Origin of the sequence: Nonomuraea soli (assembly GCF_013761175.1) — a bacterium.
Taxonomy (GTDB): Bacteria; Actinomycetota; Actinomycetes; order Streptosporangiales; family Streptosporangiaceae; genus Nonomuraea; species Nonomuraea soli.
The window spans coordinates 363368-383636 of record NZ_JACDUR010000005.1 but is presented as its reverse complement, the minus strand read 5'-3'; the positions used below and the strand labels follow the sequence as shown (position 1 = coordinate 383636).

The 20269-nt window shown below is 69.8% G+C and carries 14 protein-coding genes; 11 read left to right on the top strand and 3 right to left on the bottom strand.

What is annotated here, in order from left to right; genetic code table 11:
* The first annotated feature begins 252 nt into the window (after positions 1 to 252).
* The gene (locus HNR30_RS49445) at positions 253 to 1749 is read left to right on the top strand and encodes a M28 family peptidase (RefSeq protein ID WP_181612523.1); all 1497 of its coding nucleotides are present in this window, start codon (positions 253 to 255) and stop codon (positions 1747 to 1749) included.
* Between the two features lie 141 nt (positions 1750 to 1890).
* On the opposite strand, the gene HNR30_RS25345 is transcribed toward HNR30_RS49445, so the two are convergent.
* The gene (locus HNR30_RS25345; protein WP_181612522.1) at positions 1891 to 2769 is read right to left on the bottom strand and encodes a LysR family transcriptional regulator; all 879 of its coding nucleotides are present in this window, start codon (positions 2767 to 2769) and stop codon (positions 1891 to 1893) included.
* Between the two features lie 87 nt (positions 2770 to 2856).
* Here HNR30_RS25345 and HNR30_RS25340 point away from each other — a divergent pair, with 87 nt between their 5' ends.
* From HNR30_RS25340 to HNR30_RS25325, 4 genes are all read left to right on the top strand, one after another.
* The gene (locus tag HNR30_RS25340) at positions 2857 to 4089 is read left to right on the top strand and encodes an MFS transporter (RefSeq protein ID WP_181612521.1); all 1233 of its coding nucleotides are present in this window, start codon (positions 2857 to 2859) and stop codon (positions 4087 to 4089) included.
* A gap of 83 nt (positions 4090 to 4172) precedes the next feature.
* Positions 4173 to 5405: an ROK family transcriptional regulator gene (locus tag HNR30_RS25335; protein WP_220133981.1), complete on the top strand. Its 1233-nt coding sequence runs from the start codon at positions 4173 to 4175 to the stop codon at positions 5403 to 5405.
* A 9-nt stretch (positions 5406 to 5414) separates the two neighbouring features.
* Complete coding sequence (locus HNR30_RS25330) at positions 5415 to 6269, top strand: polysaccharide deacetylase family protein (protein ID WP_220133980.1); 855 nt, start codon at positions 5415 to 5417, stop codon at positions 6267 to 6269.
* Complete coding sequence (locus HNR30_RS25325) at positions 6266 to 7621, top strand: MFS transporter (protein WP_181612519.1); 1356 nt, start codon at positions 6266 to 6268, stop codon at positions 7619 to 7621. The genes HNR30_RS25330 and HNR30_RS25325 overlap by 4 nt, the downstream gene beginning before the upstream one ends.
* Here the strand turns inward: HNR30_RS25325 and HNR30_RS25320 are convergent.
* Positions 7502 to 9514 carry a cellulose binding domain-containing protein gene (locus HNR30_RS25320; protein ID WP_181612518.1) on the bottom strand — a complete coding sequence of 671 codons (2013 nt, stop codon included), beginning with the start codon at positions 9512 to 9514 and terminating at the stop codon, positions 7502 to 7504. The genes HNR30_RS25325 and HNR30_RS25320 overlap by 120 nt on opposite strands.
* Before the next feature lie 221 nt (positions 9515 to 9735).
* Here HNR30_RS25320 and HNR30_RS25315 point away from each other — a divergent pair, with 221 nt between their 5' ends.
* Both HNR30_RS25315 and HNR30_RS25310 read left to right on the top strand, forming a co-directional pair.
* Complete coding sequence (locus tag HNR30_RS25315; protein ID WP_181612517.1) at positions 9736 to 11115, top strand: glycoside hydrolase family 43 protein; 1380 nt, start codon at positions 9736 to 9738, stop codon at positions 11113 to 11115.
* On the top strand, positions 11112 to 14336 hold the full coding sequence (locus HNR30_RS25310; RefSeq protein WP_181612516.1) for a discoidin domain-containing protein: 3225 nt from the start codon (positions 11112 to 11114) through the stop codon (positions 14334 to 14336). Before HNR30_RS25315 ends, HNR30_RS25310 begins: the two co-directional genes overlap by 4 nt.
* On the opposite strand, the gene HNR30_RS25305 is transcribed toward HNR30_RS25310, so the two are convergent.
* Positions 14324 to 15316: a LacI family DNA-binding transcriptional regulator gene (locus tag HNR30_RS25305; protein WP_246379165.1), complete on the bottom strand. Its 993-nt coding sequence runs from the start codon at positions 15314 to 15316 to the stop codon at positions 14324 to 14326. The genes HNR30_RS25310 and HNR30_RS25305 overlap by 13 nt on opposite strands.
* 140 nt (positions 15317 to 15456) lie before the next feature.
* On the opposite strand from HNR30_RS25305, the gene HNR30_RS25300 reads away from it, so the two are divergent.
* Genes HNR30_RS25300 through HNR30_RS25285 form a run of 4 tightly spaced genes read left to right on the top strand, consistent with a single transcriptional unit; the run spans position 15457 to position 20264 of the window.
* Positions 15457 to 17199, top strand: coding sequence for a glycoside hydrolase family 127 protein (locus HNR30_RS25300; protein WP_220133979.1), 1743 nt, complete (start codon positions 15457 to 15459; stop codon positions 17197 to 17199).
* A gap of 12 nt (positions 17200 to 17211) precedes the next feature.
* On the top strand, positions 17212 to 18564 hold the full coding sequence (locus tag HNR30_RS25295; protein ID WP_181612513.1) for an ABC transporter substrate-binding protein: 1353 nt from the start codon (positions 17212 to 17214) through the stop codon (positions 18562 to 18564).
* The gene (locus tag HNR30_RS25290) at positions 18565 to 19449 is read left to right on the top strand and encodes a carbohydrate ABC transporter permease (protein WP_181612512.1); all 885 of its coding nucleotides are present in this window, start codon (positions 18565 to 18567) and stop codon (positions 19447 to 19449) included.
* Complete coding sequence (locus HNR30_RS25285) at positions 19446 to 20264, top strand: carbohydrate ABC transporter permease (protein ID WP_181612511.1); 819 nt, start codon at positions 19446 to 19448, stop codon at positions 20262 to 20264. The genes HNR30_RS25290 and HNR30_RS25285 overlap by 4 nt, the downstream gene beginning before the upstream one ends.
* Positions 20265 to 20269 lie beyond the last annotated feature (5 nt).

The following is a 20269-nucleotide window of genomic DNA, read 5'->3' as shown; positions in this document are numbered from 1 at the left end:
TCGTCTTCCACGGCACTCCCCTCCCGCGACGCGCCGACCAGCTACGAGACGCTCGTCAGCCCCGTGGCGAGGGGCAGCGGCGAGCTGGTCGCGGCGGTGGCCGTCGAGGCGGCCGAGAAGATCGGCGAACGCCGCCGGTGACCGGCAGGAAGGTCTCATCTCTGCTGATTGCCATAGGGGCCCTACCCAACGGGGCGTCGGCGGCTTACCGTCCGCTCAGTGTCCTGTCGGCGCACCCCCGGAGGATGGTCCATGAAAGCCAGGCTCCTCGCAGCACTAGCGGCCTTATCCCTGGTCGCACCCCTCGTCCATGCCGCGCCCGCGTCAGCCGTACGGCTCGCTCCACCCAACATCTCGCTGGCCAACGTCAAGGCCCATCTGACGCAGTTCCAGACGATCGCCACCAGCAACGGCGGCAACCGGGCCCACGGCCGTCCCGGCTACCTGGCCTCGGCCAACTACGTGAAGGCCCAGCTGGACGCCGCCGGCTTCCAGACGGTCCTGCAGTCCTTCACCTACAACGGCCTGACCGGCTACAACGTGCTCGCCGACTGGCCGGGAGGCAATCCCGACGACATCCTCATGGTCGGCGCCCACCTCGACAGCGTGACGGCCGGACCGGGCATCAACGACAACGGTTCGGGCAGCGCGGCGATCCTGGAGACGGCCCTCGAGGTGTCGCGCCAGGCGCTGCAGCCGACGAAGCACCTGCGCTTCGCCTGGTGGGGAGCGGAGGAGCTGGGCCTGCGCGGCTCCCAGCACTACGTCACCAACCTGGCCGCCACCGAGCGAGCCAAGATCAAGGCGTACCTGAACTTCGACATGGTCGGCTCTCCGAACGCCGGCTACTTCCTCTACGACGGCGACAACTCCGACGGCGTCGGCGCCGGACCGGGCCCGGCCGGTTCGGCCCAGCTGGAGCAGGTCCTGCAGAGCTACTTCACGTCGATCGGCGTGCCCACGCGAGGCACCGACTTCGACGGCCGCTCCGACTACGGCCCGTTCATCTCCCGCGGCATCGCCGCCGGCGGCACGTTCACCGGTGCCGAGGGCATCAAGTCGAGCGCCCAGGCGCAGCTCTGGGGTGGCACGGCGGGGCAGGCCTTCGACGTCTGCTACCATCGCGCCTGCGACACGACCTCCAACATCAACGACACCGCCCTTGACCGCAACGCCGACGCCATCGCCCACGCCGTCTGGACGATCAGCACCGCCACCCCGCCGGTGACCGTCTGGTCCGACGACTTCGAGGCGGCCACCGGCTGGACCGTCAACCCGTCCGGCACCGACACCGCCACCACCGGGCAGTGGGAGCGCGGCGACCCCGCGGCCACCACCTCCAGCGGCGCCAAGCAGCTCGGCACCACGGTCAGCGGCGTCAACGACCTGGTGACGGGCCGCCTGGCCGGGGCGGCCGCGGGCGACCACGACATCGACGGTGGCGTCACCTCCGTGCAGTCACCGCCGATCAGCCTGCCGTCCGGGGCCACGCTCACCCTGTCGTTGTCGTGGTACCTGGCGCACGGCTCCAACGCCTCCAGCACGGACTTCTTCCGCGTGAAGGTCAACGGCACGACCGTCTTCCAGCAGCTCGGCGCCGCGTCCGACCGCGACGGGGCCTGGGCCACGGCCAGCGCGAACCTCTCGTCCTTCGCCGGCCAGACGGTCACGATCCTCATCGAGGCGGCCGACGCCTCCGGGGCCAGCCTGGTCGAGGCGGGCGTGGACGACGTGAAGATCACTCGCTGACCGGTCGTGCGTCCGATGCCGCCCGGAGCGGTGTCGGACGCACGCCCAGCCCTCCAGCCCGCCCATCGGCGGCCTCCACAGGTCGCCCTCCGCGGGCTGACGAGGCGCGCGGCTCTTCGATCACGGCACGATGATCGAGTTTCAGCAGGCCGCGTACAGCACCGCTCTGAGGTCGAGGTCGTCGTCGCGGGTGGTGCGCCAGACCAGGCGCAGCCGCAGCGACGGGGGCGCCGGGTGCAGGGGGAGCGCGACCAGGGTGCCCTGGGACAGGCCCTCCTCGACGGCGAACCGAGGCAGCAGCGCCATGCCCATGCCGTTGGCCGCCCACGCCTTGGAGACCGCGATGGAGCCGACCTCGGTGCGGGTGCCCTGGCCGAGGGTGATGCGGTCGGCGAGCAGGCGGTAGGAGCACTGGCCCTCGCTGACGAGCAGGTTGTGGGCGAGGACGTCGGCGGGGCCGACGGTGGCGTGGTCGGCGAGGGGGTGGCTGGGGGAGGCGGCGAGGACGATGGGGATCTCGTCGACGTCGGCGTGGGTGAGGCCGGCGGGGACGGGGGCGAATCCGAGGGAGCCGAGCTCGTCGCCGTGGTCGAGCAGGAGGGCGGCGTCGAGGGCGCCGTCGGCGACACCGGCCAGGAGCTGGGGGCGGTTGAGCAGCTTGACGGTGAGGCGCAGGTCGGGGCGCCTCGATTCGAGCGCGGCGAGCAGGGCCGGGACGTGGGTGGCGGCCAGGGTTTCGAGGGTGCCGATGGTGAGCCGGGCACCGGTGCCGGCCACCTCGGTGCGGACCCGGTCGACGTGGTCCAGGAGGGACGGGGCCAGGTGCCTGAGGCGGTCGCCGGCCGGGGTGAGGCGCATGCCGGTGGGGGTGCGGACGAACAGGTCGGCGCCGATCGCTCGTTCCAGCGCCTTGAGCTGTTCTGAGACGGAGGAGGGGGCGAGGTCGAGTGCCAGGGCGGCCTGGCCGACGGTGCCCGCGCGGGCGACCGCCAGGAAGGTGGGCAGGTGCCGCAAGTCCATGGTGACCAGGGTATTCGGTTGATCCGAACGGGTCGTTCGGCGGTGGCTGTGGAGGAGGGCCGGTGCTGGTCGGCAGGGTTTGCGGCCATGAGGCTACGGTTTTTCGGGATTTCGCTCGGCTACTTCATGGTGCTCCTCGACACGACGATCCTGGGGGTGGCGCTTCCTGATCTCAGGCGTGATTTCGGGAGCGGGACGGCGGCGCTCGGGTGGGTGGTCAACGGGTACACGGTCGCGTTCGCCGCGGCGCTGATCGGCGGCGGGGCGGTGGCCGACCGGTTCGGGCCGGGGAGGGTCTTCCGGTACGGCACGGCGGCCTTCGCGGCGGTGTCGGGGCTGTGCGCCGCGGCGCCTTCGCTGGAGGTGCTCGTCGTCAGCCGGGCGGTGCTGGGACTGGCGGGCGCGGTGATGGTGCCCGCGTCCCTGGCGATCATCTCGCGGCTGATCCCGGCCGGGCCGGAGCGGGTCAGGATGCTGGGGGTGTGGGCGATGACGGCCGGGGTGTCGGTCGCCGCGGGGCCGTTGCTCGGCGGCGGGCTGGTCGAGCTGGCCGGGTGGCGGGCCACGTTCCTGGTCAACGTGCCGATCGGGCTGGTGACGTGGTGGCTCGTGCGAGGGGTGAGGTTGCCCGCTTCGCCGGTGAGGGTGCGCTGGGTGCCGCAGGTGGGGGCGGCGGTGCTGGTGGCCTGCCTGGCGGAGGCGATCACCGGCCGGTCGGTGATCGCGCTGGGGGTGGGTGTGGTGGTGCTGGCCTGGCTGGCGGGTTCGCAGCGGACGGCCTTCTCGATCTTGGGTGAGGCGGGGCTGGTGCGGTGGTTCGTGGTGGGCGGGGCGGTGCAGTTCCTGTTCGCGGGGCTGCTCTTCGTGGGTGCGCTGGTGTTGCAGGAGGCGCGGATGCTCACGCCTGTGGAGACGGGGGTGGCGTTTCTGCCGCTGACCGTGCCGATCATGGTGTTGCCGCTCTTCACGACCCGGGTGCGGAGGGCGATGGTGATCGGGGTGCCGTTGCTGGTGGTGGGCGCGGCGGTCCTGGCGGCGGCGGGGGAGAGGGCTTCGGTGCTGCCGGCGGTCGGGTTGTTCGTCGTGGGGGTGGGGATCGCGTTCACGTTTCCTCCGCTGGTGGCGGCGGTCACGTCTGCGGTGCCGGCTGCCAGGGCGGGGGAGGCGGGCGGCATGTTGAACGCCTCCCGGCAGGTGGGCGCGGCGCTGGGGGTGGCGTCGATGGGCAGCCTGCCGCCCGGGTGGGCCTTCGTGCTGGCGGGTGCGGTGGTGCTGGCGGTGGTGCCGCTGGTGGCGCCTCGGAGGGTGCGGGTGGCGTGAGGCCTCTTGTCAGGTTCGCCCAGGTTGGGATAGGAATGCGGCAGTAGGAAACTTTCCGACCTACTGATCTTGAGTGGGGGATGATGGCGGGCCCGCAGGCGCTGTTGTGGTCGATCAACGCGCGCGCCGTGCTGGAGGCCGTCGACACGCTGGGGCCCACCGGACGTCCCGAGCTCGTCCAGGAGACGGGGTTGTCGAAGACCACCGTGGCTCAGGCGCTGCAGGAGTTGCTGGCGCGTGGGGTGGTGCGCGAGGCGGGGCTCGACACCGAGCGGCGCGGGCCGGCGGCGACCCTTTACGGGACGGATCCGGGTGGTGGTTATGCCATCGGGGTCGATGTGGAGGTGGAGCGGGTCACCGCGGTGCTGGTCGATCTGGCAGGTGCGGAGGTCGCGAGAGCGAGCCGCCCGACGACGGGGGTGGCCCAAGGGGTGGCCCAAGTGGTCGCCGAAGTGGTCGCCGAAGTGGTCAGCGAGCTGGTCACCGAGCCAGCCACCGAGCTGGTCACCGAGCTGGTCACCGAGCTGGTCACCGAGCCAGCCACCGAGCTGGTCACCGAGCTGGTCACCGCGCCAGACGCCGAGCTGGTGACCGCCCCGGTCGACGGGGTGCGGGTCGGGCAGGTGGTGATCGGGGTTCCCGCCCTGGTCGCGCGCGACGGCCGCAGCATCCGCGCCTCCCGCGGCCTGCCCGGCGCCGCCCACCTGGGCGCCGAACTCCAGACGCTCCTGCCGTACCCGGTCCTGCTCGAGAACGACGTCAACCTGGCGGCCGTGGCCGAGCAGCGCAGGGGCGCCGGTCGCGGGGTCGACGACTTCGTGCTCCTCAGGGTCGGCACCGGTCTGGGCGCCGGGGTGGTGATCGGCGGTCGCCTGCACAGGGGTTTCGCCGGTGGCGCCGGAGAGGTGGGTTTCCTGCCGCACCCGGCCACCGCGCTGGGCGGCGAGGTGCTGGGTGCGCGGCAGATCGGCCAGGTGGCCAGGGAGCTGGGCGTCGAGGGCAGTCCGGCCGAGCTGTTCGCCCGCGCGGCGGCGGGGGAGGCGTCCGCGCTGGCCGTGGCCGGGGCGGTCGCGCGGCGGCTGGCGCACGTGATCGGCGCGATCGCGCTGGTGATCGAGCCGGAGCTGTTCGTCGTCGGGGGTCCGGGCACCGAGGTGCTGCTGGAGCCGGTGCGCCGCCATCTGGCCGCCGACGCTCCCGATCTGGTCGTCGGCGTCACCGGGTCGGGCGTGCCCGGCGACGCCGTCCTGCAGGGGGCCGCGCTGGTGGCCCACGAGCACGTCCGCGAGCGCGTCTTCACCGAAGCGACCACCTGAGAGGCCCCCGTGACCAGACAGCTGATCATCAACGCCGACGACTACGGCATGTGCCGCGCGGCCAACACCGGCATCACCTCCCTGCTCAGGGCGGGTGCGATCAGTTCCGCCACGGTGATGACGCCGTGCCCGTGGGCGCCGGACGCGATCGCCACGGCCGCCCGTCACGGCTGGGACGTGGGCGTGCACCTGACGCTGACCAGCGAGTGGAACGGCTACCGCTGGAGCCCGCTCACCGGCGGCGCGAGCCTGCGCGACGCCGCGGGGTACTTCCCGCACGAGTCCAAGACCGTCGAGGAGCAGGCGGATCCGGAGGAGATCCGCGCCGAGATCAAGGCGCAGATCGACCGCGCCGTCGCCCTCGGCCTGGACCCTTCGCACGCCGACAATCACATGGGCAGCCTGTACGGCCTGGCCACCGGCCGTGACTTCCTCACCGAGGCGCTGGGGGTGTGCGCGGAGTACGGCCTGCCGTTCCGCCTGCCGCGCACCCTCGACGGCATGGGCCTGCCGCCGGAGCTGGAGCCGTTCGCCGAGGCTGCGGCGGCACGGGCGGACGCGGCGGGCGTGGTGATCCTGGACCGGCTCTGGACCCTGCCCTTCCACAAGCGCGAGGGCGAGACGTACGAGAGCTTCAAGGCCGACATGATCGCGCTGATCCGCGCGCTGAAGCCGGGTGTCACGGAGATCTACGTCCACCCCTTCGAGGACACCGACGAGCTGCGCCACATCATGCCGGACTACGAGAAGCGCGCCATGGAGCTGCGGGTCTTCACCGATCCCGAGGTGCAGCAGGCGCTGGCGGACGAGGAGATCGCCCTGATCGGCTGGCGTGACCTGCGTGACGTGCAGAGGTCGCGTTGATCAGGTACGGCTCCGGCAACCTGGCCGTCAACCTCCTCACGCAGGCGTTCGCGACCTTCGCCACCTTCTACTACATCGATCATCTGGGCGTGGACCCGGCGCTGATCGGCCTGGCCATGGTCGTTCACGGCGCGCTCAACGCCGTCCTGAACCCGCTGGTCGGGCACCTGTCCGACAGGACGCGCTCGCGGTGGGGCAGGCGCGTGCCGTACATCACGGTCGGGATGGCGCCGCTGGCGGCGACCTTCGCCCTCATCTGGGTGCCGCTGGTGGACGGCTCGACGGCGCGGTTCTGGTACTTCCTGGTCGTGGTGCTCGTCTACGACGTGCTGCACGTGGTAGTCGTGCTCAACTACGTCGCATTGTTCCCGGAGATGTTCGTGACGATCGCCGAGCGGGCGAAGGCGGCCTCGTGGCGTCAGCTCTTCGGCATCATCGGCATGATCGTCGGGGTGGCGGCCGCGCCGATGCTCTATCCGGCGATCGGCTGGCCCGCGATGGGAGCGGCGTTCGCCGTCGTGGCACTGGTGTTCTTCGCGTTGTCGCTGACCGGGTCGAAGGAACGGGTCCAGGATGCCCGCGAGCACTTCGGCTTCATGAAGGCGGTGCGCTACACGCTGACCAACCGGGCCTTCCTCGCCTACGTGGCGGGCGGCTTCCTGCTCCAGGTCACGTTCGCGCTGCTGCAGGCGGGGATTCCGTTCTTCACGAAGTACGCGCTCGGCCAGCCCGACAGCGCCAACACGCTCATCCTCGGCGCGGTCTTCGTGACGGCCATCCCGCTCGTCTACGTCTGGAGCCGCGTCACCACCAGGGTCGGCCCGCGCAGGGCCGTCCTGGCGGCGATCGTGGTCTACGGTCTGGGCCTGGCGCCGTTCCTGATGGTCGGCTCGCTGCCGCTGGCCGTCGCGACGGGCGTCGCCGTCGGCGCGGGCATCGCGGGCATGATGGTGCTGCTGGAGATCCTGCTCGCCGAGGTGATCGACGACGACGAGCGGCGCACCGGGCTGCGGCGCGAGGGCATGTACATGGGCATGAACGGCTTCATCGTGCGCTGGTCGGCCTCGCTGCAGGCGGTGCTGCTGGCCGTGGTGTTGTCGGCCTCCGGCTACCGGGCGGGTGCCGCCCAGCAGCCGGAGAGCGTGGTCACCGGCGTGCGCCTGCTGCTCGGCGGCGTCCCGCTGGTGGTCCTGGCGCTGGCCTTCCTGTGTTTCGTGATCTACCCGATCCGGCTAACGGGTCGTGCAGACCCTGCCGTTCAGGGTGAAGACGGACGGCAGCACGTTGGGGCCGCTGTAGTTGCCCACGTAGCCGACGGTGACCGAGGCGCCGGTGGCCAAGGATCCGCCTGACGGCTCGTTGACGACCTTCACCTCGGACCCGGTCTGGGTCCAGACGCCGCTCCATCCGCTGCCCAGGCTCTGCCACGTGCGCGGCCAGCCGAACACCAGGCTCCATCCGTTCATCGCCGCCCCGGTGTTGGTGATCTCCAGGGCGCCGACGTAGCCGCTGCCCCAGTCGCTCTGGTTGGTCAGCTTCACCGAGCACGAGCTGGACGCCGGCGTGACGGTGGTGAAGGTCACCGGCGCCGATCCCCAGGACTGGCCGCCGCCGGTGTCGCGGGCGAGCACGTTGAAGGTGTAGCGGGTGCCGGGACGCAGGTTCGTCACCCGCAGCGAGGTACCGGTGGTCTCGCCGTACTGCTCGCTGATCGCGCCGTTCTGCCGGTACACCTCGTACTTGGCGATCGGCCGGGCGCCGGGGGCGGCGGCGGGCCAGGTGAGGGTCGCGGCGCCGTCGGTCACGGCGGAGGCGACGGGCAGGCCGGGCGCGCCGGGCAGGCCGGACGGGACCGCGGCGGGGCGCACGACGAGCGTGGTGAGCGACAGCGGCGGCAGGGTCTGCGCGGTGGCGCTGCCCGAGGTGCTCTCGGTGATGGAGGTGGCGCCGTTGGTGTGCGACAGCACCGTGGGCGCGCCCGAGGCCGGGTCGAAGCCGGAGTAGTCGATGGTCACCGGCACCGGCTCGGACGAGGCGTTGACCAGCATCACCGCGACCGAGCCGTCCTTCCTCCGTACGGTGTGCGCGGCGGGCCCCGAGCTGGAGGCACGGACGAACTGGTCACCGGCGCGGGCGAACCGGCCGACCATCTGCAGCGCGTAGTAGGGCGCGAACGGGGTGTTGAAGGCGGGCTCGCAGACGTCGCCGGAGCATCCGGCGCTCGACAGCAGCCCGAAGTCGCCGTAGTCGGTGTGCCCGGCGACCTCGGTCACCGGCCCGATGCCGTTGTGCACGTTCCACCAGTCGACGGTGAAGACGCCGTTGGCCAGCAGCGAGGCGTAGGCGTCCGCGGCGGCCAGCGCGCCGGGCTGGGTGGTGGTGCCCGCGCTGCTGGAGCCGGTGTTGAACTCGGTCATCGCGATGCCGATGCGCTCGGATCCCGGCCCCGCGTGCCTGGCGATCTGCTCGCGGGTCAGCTGGACCAGGTCGGGGATCTGCCCGGCCTTGTCCAGGGCGCCCGGGTACCAGTGCAGGATGACGAAGTCGATCTTGGCTCCCGCGGTGGAGAGCACGACCTGGTTCCAGGTGCCCGCGTCGCCCGAGCCCACCACGCCGTCGGGCCAGTTGGCCGGGGTGGTCAGCACGGCTCCGATCTTGATGGTGGGATCGACGGCCTTCATGGCGTCGGCGTAGGCGACCACGTGGCGGGCGTACTCGGCGGGGCTCTTGTCGGCGTGGTTGTCGGCCTCCCAGGCGGCGCCGTAGTGGCCGTTGCCGTAGTTCTCGTTGCCGATCTCCCACAGCTTGACGCCGTAGCCCTTGGTGACGTTGGCATGCCGTACCCAGGCCGCGGCCTCCTCCGGGGTGCCGGTGCCGTAGTTGGCGGTCACCATCGGCTGGGCGCCCGTGCGCCGCACGCCGCGCATGAAGGTGTCGAAATCGGTGTCGGGCGCGACGTAGCCGCCGGGGGCGGTGTGATCGGCCCAGTGGTAGATGTCCGAATAGGAGCCGCCGGGGTAGCGCAGCAGCTTCACCCCCGCCGCCTTGAGCAGGTCGGCCGTCTGGTCCGAGCCCAGCTGGCTGTCCCAGATCGCATGGTTGGTCCCGATCGCCGTGTCGGACACGGTGGCCAGGGCCGCACGCGCGTTGACCACCACCTCCGCCGGGGCGGCCGAGGCCTGGGCGGCCGCGGGGAGGGTGAGGGAGGTCAGGGTCAGGATCGCTGCCAGCACAGCTTTGCGCATCGACGCACCTCGTCATGGAGTACCGGTTCGGCGCCTCCTCCTGACCAGAAGACGTCCTGATCATGCGATGTCACGGCGTCGGCGGTCAATGCGGGATGAAAGTTTCACGGGCTGCTGTAAACCGTTGAAAGGCACCCTGCCCTGACAGGCCATTGACAGGCCCTCATGTTGCGCTTACGTTTCCGAAAACCTTTTAGATAATTTCGAGGAGGAGCTCCAGCATGATCCGATTACGAGCCTGGGCCGCGGTCGCCGCCGTCGGCCTGATGCTGGTGTCGGCGGCCCCCGCCTCCGCGGCGGCGCCCATCACGACCGCGATCTACACCGCCGACCCCGCCGCCCTGGTCGTCGGTGACACCCTCTACGTCTACACCGGGCACGACGAGGCGCCCGCGGGCGGCACCAACTTCGTCATGCGTGACTGGCACGTCTTCTCCTCCACCGACGCCACCACCTTCACCGGCCAGGGCGCCAGGCTCTCCCTGAGCACCTTCCCCTGGGCGGGCGCCGACGCCTGGGCCTCCGAGGTCGAGCGGGGAGCCGACGGCCGCTACTACTGGTTCGTCTCGATCAACGGCAACGGTCCCGGCTGGATGAACATCGGCGTCGCCGTCGGCGACAGCCCGACGGGGCCCTTCACCGACGCGATCGGCGGGCCGCTGGTGAGCGACAGCACACCCAACTCCTCGCCGCTCAACATCGACCCCACGGTCTTCCGCGACGACGACGGCCAGGTCTACATGTACTGGGGCTCCTACTACGGGCTGCGCGCCGCCCGCCTCAACAGCACCATGACCTCGATCAGCGGCTCGGTGGTCACCCCGCAGGGCGTCTCCAACTTCTGGGAGGCCCCCTGGATGTTCAAGCGCAACGGCGTCTACTACCTCGCCTACGCCGCCAACGACTCGGCCTGCTCGCAGCCGAACTACGCCTGTGTGCGCTACGCCACCGCGAGCAACCCGCTCGGTCCGTGGACCCACCGCGGAGTCGTGCTCGACCAGGTGACCTCGACGACCAACCATCCGGCGATCATCGAGTTCAAGGGTCAGTGGTACATGGTCTACCACAACGCCGGCGCCCCTGGGGGAGGGAACTTCCGCAGGTCGGTGACGCTCGACAAGCTCACCTTCAACGCCGACGGCACGATGCAGAAGGTCGTGCAGACCACCGGGCCCGCCACGGGCAACCTGGCCCTGTCCGCCACGCCGTACACCTCGTACGTCTCGCCCTGGGAGACGCTCGGGGCGATCAAGGACGGTTTCACCCCGGCCGGCTCGCAGGACCGCAGCCACGGCGCCTACGGCAACTGGGACCGCCGGGGCACCGAGTGGATCGAGTACCGGTGGCCGACCGCCCAGACCATCGGCCGGTCGGAGGTCTACTGGTTCGACGACAACCAGGGCATCGACCTGCCCGCCTCGTGCCAGCTGCAGTACTGGAACGGAAGCGCCTACGTGCCGCTTTCATCGGCCTGTGGTGTTAACGCTAACACTTTCAACGTCTCCGCCTTCCCCCAGGTCAGCACCACGCGGCTGAGGCTGGCCATCACCTCCAAGACCACCCACTCCACCGGCGTGCTCGAATGGCGGGTCCTGCCATGAAACGCATCCTCCTCGCCCTCCTCCTCATCGTGGCCATGGCCTCCCCCGCGCAGGCCGACCAGACGATCGGCTACCCCACCTTCAGCGGCCCCGCCGTACCGAACGCGCCGGTCGGCTACACGACCGGCAACATGATGCAGGCCATCTACGACGCCGAGAGCTCCGGCACCGACTTCTGGATGGACCGCCTCCTGGCCAGACCCGGCAACGACCCCGCGGGCACCTGGCTGATGACGCGGGGCCGCGCCCTGTTCATGAAGACCCACACCCCTTCCGTCATCGGCTTCGGCGGCCAGGTCGCCTACTGGGAGAGCATCAGCAACCAGAACGCCTACGCCGTCGCCATCAGCCCCGGCACCTGGACCGAGCAGGCCGGCCAGCGCTGGCAGGCCCCCAGCCACTGGAAGAGCGTGCACACCAGCGGCTCGCTGACCGCCAACGTCAGCAAGTTCATCACCCACAACAACGTGGCGGTCACCAACGTCGCGATCACCAACAACGGCGGCTCGGCCACGACGCTGACCCTCCGCGCGACCTCCCCCTACGCCACGACGGCCAGCGGGACCGAGCTGACCGGCCAGGTCAACGCCTACAACAACCTGACCACCCTGTACCCGAGACTGTCGGGCGACAGCTTCACGGTCAGCTCCGGCGGCCTCAACAGGAGCGTCACCGTCAACGCCGGCCAGACGGTCACGGTCAAGGTGCAGATGGGCTTCGTCGCCGGCGAGATCCCCGACTCGCTGACGGAGTACAACGCCTACCGCGCCCACACCCCGGCCACCGCCTTCGCCACCCACGTGCGCGCCTACAACCTGTGGTGGGCGCAGAACGTGCCCTACATCGACGTCCCGGAACCGGCGATCAAGAAGAACATCTACTACCGCTGGTGGCTGATGCGCTTCAACCACCTCGACGCCGACATCCCCGGCCAGACCTTCCAGTTCCCCACCTCGATGGAGGGCGTGCTGGGCTACAACAACGCGATCGTGCTCACCCAGCCCATGCACATCGACGACCTGAAGTACCTGCGCAATCCGGCGTGGTCCTACGGCCCGTGGCTCTCGATCGGCCAGACCTCCAGGAACGGCAGGTTCGTCGACAACCCCGGCGACCCGGAGAACTGGTCCAACAGCTACACCCAGTACGTCTCAGAGGCGGCCTGGAAGAGCTACCAGATCCACGGTGGCCAGCCCGGCATCGTCGCCAACCTGGCCAGGTACGCCGAGCAGGACGTCAAGGGCCAGCTGTCCTTCTACGACACCAACAGCAACCGGATCATCGAGTACGACTGGGGCGCGCTGACCGGCAACGACGCCGACGCCGTCTCCTTCCACTACCGGGCCGGCCGGATGGACCGCGCCGAGGGCGCCTACCAGTACAGCGGGGCGCGGGCCGCCGCGCAGGCCTACGCGGCGATCGGCAACACCGCCAAGGCCAACGAGATGAACACCCTGGCCACCGAGATCGGCAACGCGCTGACCACGGTCCTGTGGAACCCCGGCAGGCAGCTGTTCGAGCACCGTTACCCCGACGGGACCTTCAACCCGTGGAAGGAGATCAACAACTACTACCCGTTCGCGGTCGGGGCGATCCCCAACACCACGGCGTACAAGCAGGCGCTGAGGCTCTTCGACGACCCGGCGCAGTATCCGATCTTCCCGTTCTACACCGCCAACCAGGCCGACAAGGCGGCCAGCGGCACCGGCAGCAACAACTTCTCCACGATCAACTCCACCGTGCAGTTCCGCCTGCTCTCCTCGGTGCTGCGCAACTACCCCAACGAGTGGCTCGACGCCACCTGGTACAAGAAGCTGCTCTACTGGAACGCCTGGGCGCAGTACGTCAACGGCAACACCCAGTGGCCCGACGCCAACGAGTTCTGGGCCGACTGGAACGGCAGCAGCATCGCCTACCGCTCGTGGATCCACCACAACATCCTGGGCAGCAGCAACTGGACCATCGTCGAGGACGTGGCGGGCCTGCGCCCGCGCAGCGACGCCCAGGTGGAGCTCAGCCCGATCAACATCGGCTGGACCCACTTCACCGTCAACAACCTGCGCTACCGCAACGCCGACCTGACCATCGTCTGGGACGACCCGGCCGACGGCGTGGTGCGCTACCCCGGCGTGCCCGAGGGCTACTCGATCTTCCTCAACGGCACCAGGCGGGCCACGATCAACCAGCTCGCGCCGATGACCTACAACCCGGCCACCGGCGCGGTCACCACGAACGCGACCGTGATGCACAACAGCGCGGCCGGCGGCATCCAGGCGCCCGGCCAGGTCACCCACACCAGCGCCCAGATGGTCGACCTGCTGGGCAAGGCGGGCGTCGACCTGACCGCCAACCTCACGAACCTGGCGACCATGGGGACGGCCAGCGCGTCGTTCACCGGCTCCGGCACCACCGTGGCGGGGGCGCGTGACGGCTTCCCGACCAACGAGCCGTTCTGGGGTGCGGGAGGATCGCCCAACGCCCAGGACTGGTACGAGATCAACTTCGGCTCGGCGCAGACCTTCAGCGAGGTCTGGCTGCACTTCCGCGACTCGAGACCGGCCAGCACCACCTACCGGGCCCCGACGGCCTACGAGGTGCAGTACCACAACGGCACGGCGTGGGTGAACGTCCCGAGCCAGGTCAAAGCGCCCGGCACCCCGCGCGCCAACCTCAACAAGGTGACCTTCCCCGCCGTCACCGCGCAGCGGGTCAGGGTGCTCGCGACGAACAGCGCGAAGACCGGCCTGACCGAGATCAAGATCTACAACCGGGGAGGCGTGCAACCACCGTCGAACCTCGCCCTGTCGGCCACACCGGCCTGCTCCTACACCTCGGCGTGGGAGAGCTGCGCGGCGATCAGGACGGGTGACGATCCGGCCAGTTCCAACATCCCGGGCGCCAACCAGGGGACGCGGTGGGGCACCTGGCCGGAGACCGGCCAGCAGTGGGCGGAGCTGACGTGGCCGTCGGCGCAGAACGTCAACCGCGCCGACGTCTACTTCTTCGACGACGAGCAGGGCATCGACATGCCCGCGTCGTGGAAGCTGCAGTACTGGAACGGCAGCTCCTACGTCGATGTCCCCGGCACGTACACGCTGAACAAGAACCAGTACAACACCGTCACCTTCCCCGCGGTGAACACCACCCGGCTCAGGGTGGCGCTGACCGCCAACGGCACGGCCTCCGTGGGCCTGCTCGAAGTGAAGGTCTACGGCAGTTGAGCCACCCGCGTGGACTCACGGATCACCAGACCGGCCGGGACGGTGCGCACACCGCTCTCGGCCGGCTGGCCCGCCATCACGTTGAGCAGGTGCTCGGCGGCCATCCTGCCGATGTCGCCGAGGCTCATGTCGATCGTGGTCAGCGGCGGACGGCAGGCCAGCGCCATCGGCTCCCAGTTGTCGAACCCGACCAGCGCCACGTCGTCCGGCACCCGCCTGCCTCGTTCCCGCAGGGTCTCGGCGACCCCGCGGGCGATCTGGTCGCTCCCGCAGAAGATCGCCTCCACGTCGGGTACGGCACGCAGGAGGATGTCGGCGCCCTGGCGCCCCCACTCCTCGCTCCACTCGCCGAACAGCACCTCGCCCGCGGGCTCCACCACGTCGCGCAGCCCCTGCGCGCGCAGCCTGGCGGCCTGGAACCGTTCTGGCCCCGTGATGTGCCCGATCTTCTCGCGCCCGGTGGCCAGCAGGTGGCGCGCGGCCTGCTCGCCACCGCCGCGGTCGTCGGGGATGATCGACAGATCGCGCTCGTCGACCGACTGCGTCATCGCGTAGACGACGGGCACCGGCAGGTTCTGGCCGATGCCGGCACGCGGCTCGGTGCGGCGGCCGGTGACGATGATGCCCTCGACCCGCCTGGCCAGCAGGCGTTCGATGTAGTGGCGCTCGCGGATGGGGTCGTCGCGGGTGTCGCACATGAACACCGAGATCTGCCCGGCGCCCAGGGCGTCCTCGGCGCCGAGCATCACCGGGATGCTGAAGCGGCCGAAGCTGTCGCTGCTGACCAGGCCGACGGTGAACGTGCGCCCGGCCAGCAGCCCCTGCGCGAGGGGATTGGGCCGGAAGCCGAGCTGCCGGGCGGCGGCCAGCACCCGGGCCCGGGTGTCCTCGCGCATCCTGCCCAGGCCGTTGAGCGCCTTCGACGCCGTGCCGACGGAGACGCCCGCCGCGGCGGCGACGTCCTTGATCGTTGTGGGCAATCGTTTGCCTTTCAATGCGTTGACGCGTGAAATATTACACCCTACGGTTTGAGCAAAGGTTTTCTCATCACCGAAGGAGCTCTATGAGCGGGCCTGCCGTACCGACTAAATCAGCACATCGGCCGCTCGGCGTCCAGGATGTGCGGATCACCGGTGGGCTCTGGGGCCTGCGTCAGGAGATCAACCGGCAGGCGACCATCCCGCTGGGCCTGGAGCAGATGGAACGCTCGGGTGTCCTGTCCAACCTGCGCATCGCCGCCGGGGAGGCCTCCGGCGACTTCCAGGGATACCGGTTCCAGGACTCCGACCTGTACAAGCAGCTGGAGGCCGTCGCCTGGGAGCACGCCAGGCAGCCGGGCGAGCCGTACCAGACCTTCGCCGAGCAGGCGGCGGCGCTGCTGGCCCGCGCGCAGCGTCCCGACGGCTACCTGAACTCCCACTACCAGCTCGTCAAGCCGGACCGCGTCTACGCCGAGCTGGAGTGGAGCCACGAGATGTACTGCGCGGGCCACCTGTTCCAGGCGGCCGTGGCGGCGGCGCGGGCCGGGCTCGCGCCGCAGCTCGTCGAGGTCGCCAGGAGGTTCGCCGACCAGATGGTGCGGGTCTTCCTCGACGGCGGCCACGACGGCGTCGACGGGCACGCCGAGGTGGAGACCGCGCTGGTCGAGCTCTACCGGCTGACCGGCGAGCGCTCCTACCTGGAGCTGGCCGCCAAGCTGATCGACAACCGGGGCAAGGGGCTGATCCCCGAGACCGGGCTGGGCCCGCTGTACGCGCAGGACCACCTGCCGGTACGCGAGGCCGACACCGCCGTCGGGCACGCGGTCCGCCAGCTCTACCTGGAGGCCGGGGTCGTCGACGTCGCCCTGGAGACCGACGACGAGTCGCTGATGGAGTGCTCCGTCAGACGCTGGGAGGACATGGTCGCCACCAAGACCGCGATCACCGGCGGGCTGGGATCCCGGCACGACGGCGAGGCGTTCGGCGAGCGCTACGAGCTGCCGCCCGACCGCGCCTACAACGAGAGCTGCGCCGCTATCGCGAGCATCCACTGGAACTGGCGGCTGCTGCTGGCCACCGGCGACGTGCGCTACGCCGACCTGATCGAGCGCACGCTCTACAACGCCTTCGCCGCCTCGACCTCGGCCGACGGGGAGCGCTTCTTCTACGTCAACCCGCTGCAGCGGCGGGCCGACCTGGTCGAGGACGCCTACCTCGGACGGCGGCGCGGCTGGTTCGCGTGCGCGTGCTGCCCGCCCAACATCATGCGGCTGCTCTCCTCGCTCGGGCACTACGTGGCCACCGCCCGCGACAACGCCCTCTACGTGCACCAGTACATGCCGGGGACGATCGACGCCGGGGAGTTCGCGGTGTCGGTCGAGACCGACTACCCGTGGGACGGGCGGGTCATGATCACCGTGACCAGGGCGCCCGCCACGCCGTGGTCGCTCATGCTGCGGGTGCCCGGTGAGGGCTACACCGGGCACCCGCGCACCTGGCAGGTGGGCGAGCAGGCCGAGCTGGAGCTCGACATGACGCCCCGGCTGGTCTTCCCACACCACCGGATCGACGCGCTGCGGGGGTGCGCGGCGATCGAGCGCGGGCCGCTCGTCTACTGCTTCGAACAGGCCGACCAGGACGTCGAGGACCTGGCCCTGGCCGAGGACGCGCAGTTGCGCGTGGTCCACGCCGAGCTTCCCGGCATCGGCAGGACCGTGCTGATCGAGACCGACGCGCTGCGCGTCACCGAGGCCTCGCAAGGCCTGCCGTACACGCCCCACCACCTCGCGACCAGCACCGGCACGACCGCGACGGCCATCCCCTACTTCCAGTGGGACAACCGGGACGGCGGCGCGATGCGGGTCTGGGTCCCCCTCGCGTAAAGGACGACTCCGATGAGACGACGTGATCTGCTCAAGTTAGGCGCGCTGGCCCTGACCGGGGCGTGCGGCAGCAGTACTCAGCAGGCGGGCCGCGACGTGCCGCTGCAGTTCATGTACTGGGGCTCGACGTTCGAGCAGAAGGCCGTGGACAAGATGCTCAAGGCCTTCGAGCAGAGCAAGCCGGGCGTGACGGTCAAGCCGCTGTTCACGCCCGATGAGTACGACGTGAAGCTGAACACCCTGGTCGCCAGCGGGAAGGTGCCCGACGTCGGCTACGTGCCGATGGCGATGTCGTTCCGGCTGGCGGAGCAGGGCAAGCTCGTCAACCTCTTCCCCTACCTGTCGAAATACCCGCAGCTGACGGGGTATCTGGACGACGCCTACCTCTGGTACGGAGCCGACAAGCTGCACGGCGTCGCCACCGCCAACGAGATCGAGCTGCTCTGGTACAGCAGGTCGGCCGTCGCCGAGGCCGGGGTCACCCCGCCCGCCGTCGCGTCGAGCGCCTGGAGCTGGGACGACCTGATCCAGAACGCCTACAGGCTCACCGTCGACCAGAACGGCAAGCACCCCGACGAGTCCGGCTTCGACCCCAGGCGGGTCAGGCAGTTCGGCATCTCCTGCAGCATCACCTACGCCGCCGCCTGGTACGGCTTCCTGCGCAGCAACGGCGCCGACTTCGCCGACCGGGCGGGAACCAGGTGCCTGCTCGACTCGCCCGAGGCGGTCCAGGTCTTCCAGAACCTCCAGGACCTCATCTACAAGCACCGCGTCATGCCGGGGCCGGGCCAGCTCGCCGCCACCGGCGACGACGTGCCGGGCACCAACATCCTGCTCAAGACCAAGCGCGTGGCCATGGTCGTCGACGGGCACTGGAGCCTGCTCGACATGAACGAGAGCAAGGTCGACTACGGCATCGGCGTGCTGCCCAAGTACGGCGAGCCGTACACCACCAGCCAGGTCGCGGGCGCCTCGGCGGTGTTCGCCGGCACCAAGCACCCGGAGGAGGCCGTCGAGCTGTTCGCCTTCCACATCGATCCCCGCTACGTCGACCTCTACAAGCAGGGCCTGTGGATGCCGCAGGAGCGCAAGTACTACGAGGACCAAACGGCGATCGACTCGTGGACGAAGAACGACGGCCACCCGCCCGAGTTCCGCACGGCGGTCGTCGACTACGCGCGCGACCACGGCGTGCCCGACATCCGGGGGCGGCTGAAGAACCTGTCGGCGATCAGCGCCGACGTGCTCACCCCGGCGCTGCAGGAGATCGAGACGGGCAAGCGACCAGCCGCCGAGGTGCTCAAGGAGGTCACGCCCAAGGTCACGGGGCTGCTCCAGGGTTGGCAGCACACGCAGGAGCTGTAGATGGCGCTGTCGGGCCAGAAGCGCATGGAGCGCCGCTGGGGCTGGATCCTGGCGGTCCCCGCGATCCTCGGCTTCCTGATCTTCACCGCAGGGCCGATGGTGGCGTCGCTGGCCTTCAGCCTGACCGACTGGCAGATCGGCGGGACGCCGTCGTTCGTCGGCGTCCAGAACTACCAGGACCTGGTGCGGGACGAGCTGTTCTGGCAGTCGTTGTCGGTCACCACCTACTACACGCTCGGCTCGGTGCCGGTCGCGCTCATCGTGGCCTTCGCGGTCGCGATGCTGCTCAACCAGCGGGTGCGGGGCCTGGCGATCTGGCGCACGATCTTCTACCTGCCGACCCTGGTGCCCTCCATCGCCAACGTGGTGCTCTGGATCTGGATCTTCAATCCCGATTTCGGGCTGCTCAACTCCCTGCTGCGCCAGCACGGGATGTGGATCTACGACGAGGGTACGGCGGTGCCTTCGCTGATCATCATGAGCACCTGGGGATTCGGCAACACCATGGTGATCTTCCTGGCCGGGCTCCAGGGAGTGCCCCGGCACCTCTACGAGGCGGTCTCGATCGACGGCGGCGGGCCCCTGCGCAGGTTCTGGCACGTCACCCTGCCGATGATGACCCCGACGATCTTCTACAACCTGGTCGTCGGGGTGGTCGGCACCTTCCAGGTCTTCAACCAGGCCTACGTCATGACCGAGGGAGGACCCGGCAACGCCACCCTCTTCTACGTCTACTACCTGTTCCGCAAGGCCTTCCGCGAGAGCGAGATGGGCTACGCCAGCGCGCTGGCCTGGGTGCTGTTCATGGTGATCGTGCTGGTCACCTTCCTGCTGTTCCGCAACGCCAGGCGCTGGGTCTACTACGAGATGGCGGCAGCCCGATGAGATGGGTCTACGTGGCGCTCGGACTCGGGGCGGCGGTCACCCTGGTGCCCTTCGTCTGGCTGATCCGCAGCGCCCTGATGCAGGACGCCCAGATGTTCGTCGCGCCGCCGGAATGGATCCCCGATCCGTTCCAGTGGTCGAACTTCACCGAGGCGCTCACCGCCCAGCCGTTCGGCCGCTACTTCGTCAACACCGTGGTCATCGCCGTGATCAGCGTGCTCGGCACGGTGGTGACCTGCTCCATCGCCGCCTTCAGCTTCTCCAGGTTGCGCTGGAGGGGCCGGGACGCGGTCTTCGCGGTGCTGCTCAGCAGCATCATGCTGCCCTACGCCGTCACCCTGATCCCGACCTTCGTCATGTGGCAGGAGCTCGGCGCGCTCGACACGATCATCCCGCTCACCGTGCCGAGCTGGTTCGCCGGAGCCGGGGGAGGCGTGCTCAACGTCTTCCTGCTCCGGCAGTTCTTCCTGACCATCCCCTTCGAGCTGGACGAGGCCGCCTACATCGACGGCGCCAGTCCGTGGCGGGTCTTCTGGACCGTCGTCATGCCCCTGTCACGGCCGGCGCTGATCGTGGTCACGATCTTCACCTTCATCGGCACCTGGAACGACTTCCTGGGGCCGCTGCTCTACCTCACCGACGAGGAGAGCTACACCCTCTCCATCGGCCTGGCCTCCTTCCAGAGCATGTACATCACCCAGTGGGGCTACCTCATGGCCGCCTCGGCGGCGGTCATCGCCCCGATCATCGCGCTCTTCTTCTTCCTGCAGCGCTACTTCATCGAAGGGGTCACCCTCACCGGCATCAAGAATTGAGGTCA

Bases quoted from the DNA above. Each gene is read 5' to 3' on its own strand.
- HNR30_RS25320 (WP_181612518.1), bottom strand. From the start codon at position 9,514: ATGCGCAAAGCTGTGCTGGCAGCGATCCTGACCCTGACCTCCCTCACC.
- HNR30_RS25335 (WP_220133981.1), top strand. From the start codon at position 4,173: ATGGCGGGCCCGCAGGCGCTGTTGTGGTCGATCAACGCGCGCGCCGTG.
- HNR30_RS25285 (WP_181612511.1), top strand. From the start codon at position 19,446: ATGAGATGGGTCTACGTGGCGCTCGGACTCGGGGCGGCGGTCACCCTG.
- HNR30_RS25290 (WP_181612512.1), top strand. From the start codon at position 18,565: ATGGCGCTGTCGGGCCAGAAGCGCATGGAGCGCCGCTGGGGCTGGATC.
- HNR30_RS49445 (WP_181612523.1), top strand. From the start codon at position 253: ATGAAAGCCAGGCTCCTCGCAGCACTAGCGGCCTTATCCCTGGTCGCA.
- HNR30_RS25340 (WP_181612521.1), top strand. From the start codon at position 2,857: ATGAGGCTACGGTTTTTCGGGATTTCGCTCGGCTACTTCATGGTGCTC.
- HNR30_RS25295 (WP_181612513.1), top strand. From the start codon at position 17,212: ATGAGACGACGTGATCTGCTCAAGTTAGGCGCGCTGGCCCTGACCGGG.
- HNR30_RS25310 (WP_181612516.1), top strand. From the start codon at position 11,112: ATGAAACGCATCCTCCTCGCCCTCCTCCTCATCGTGGCCATGGCCTCC.
- HNR30_RS25345 (WP_181612522.1), bottom strand. From the start codon at position 2,769: ATGGACTTGCGGCACCTGCCCACCTTCCTGGCGGTCGCCCGCGCGGGC.
- HNR30_RS25315 (WP_181612517.1), top strand. From the start codon at position 9,736: ATGATCCGATTACGAGCCTGGGCCGCGGTCGCCGCCGTCGGCCTGATG.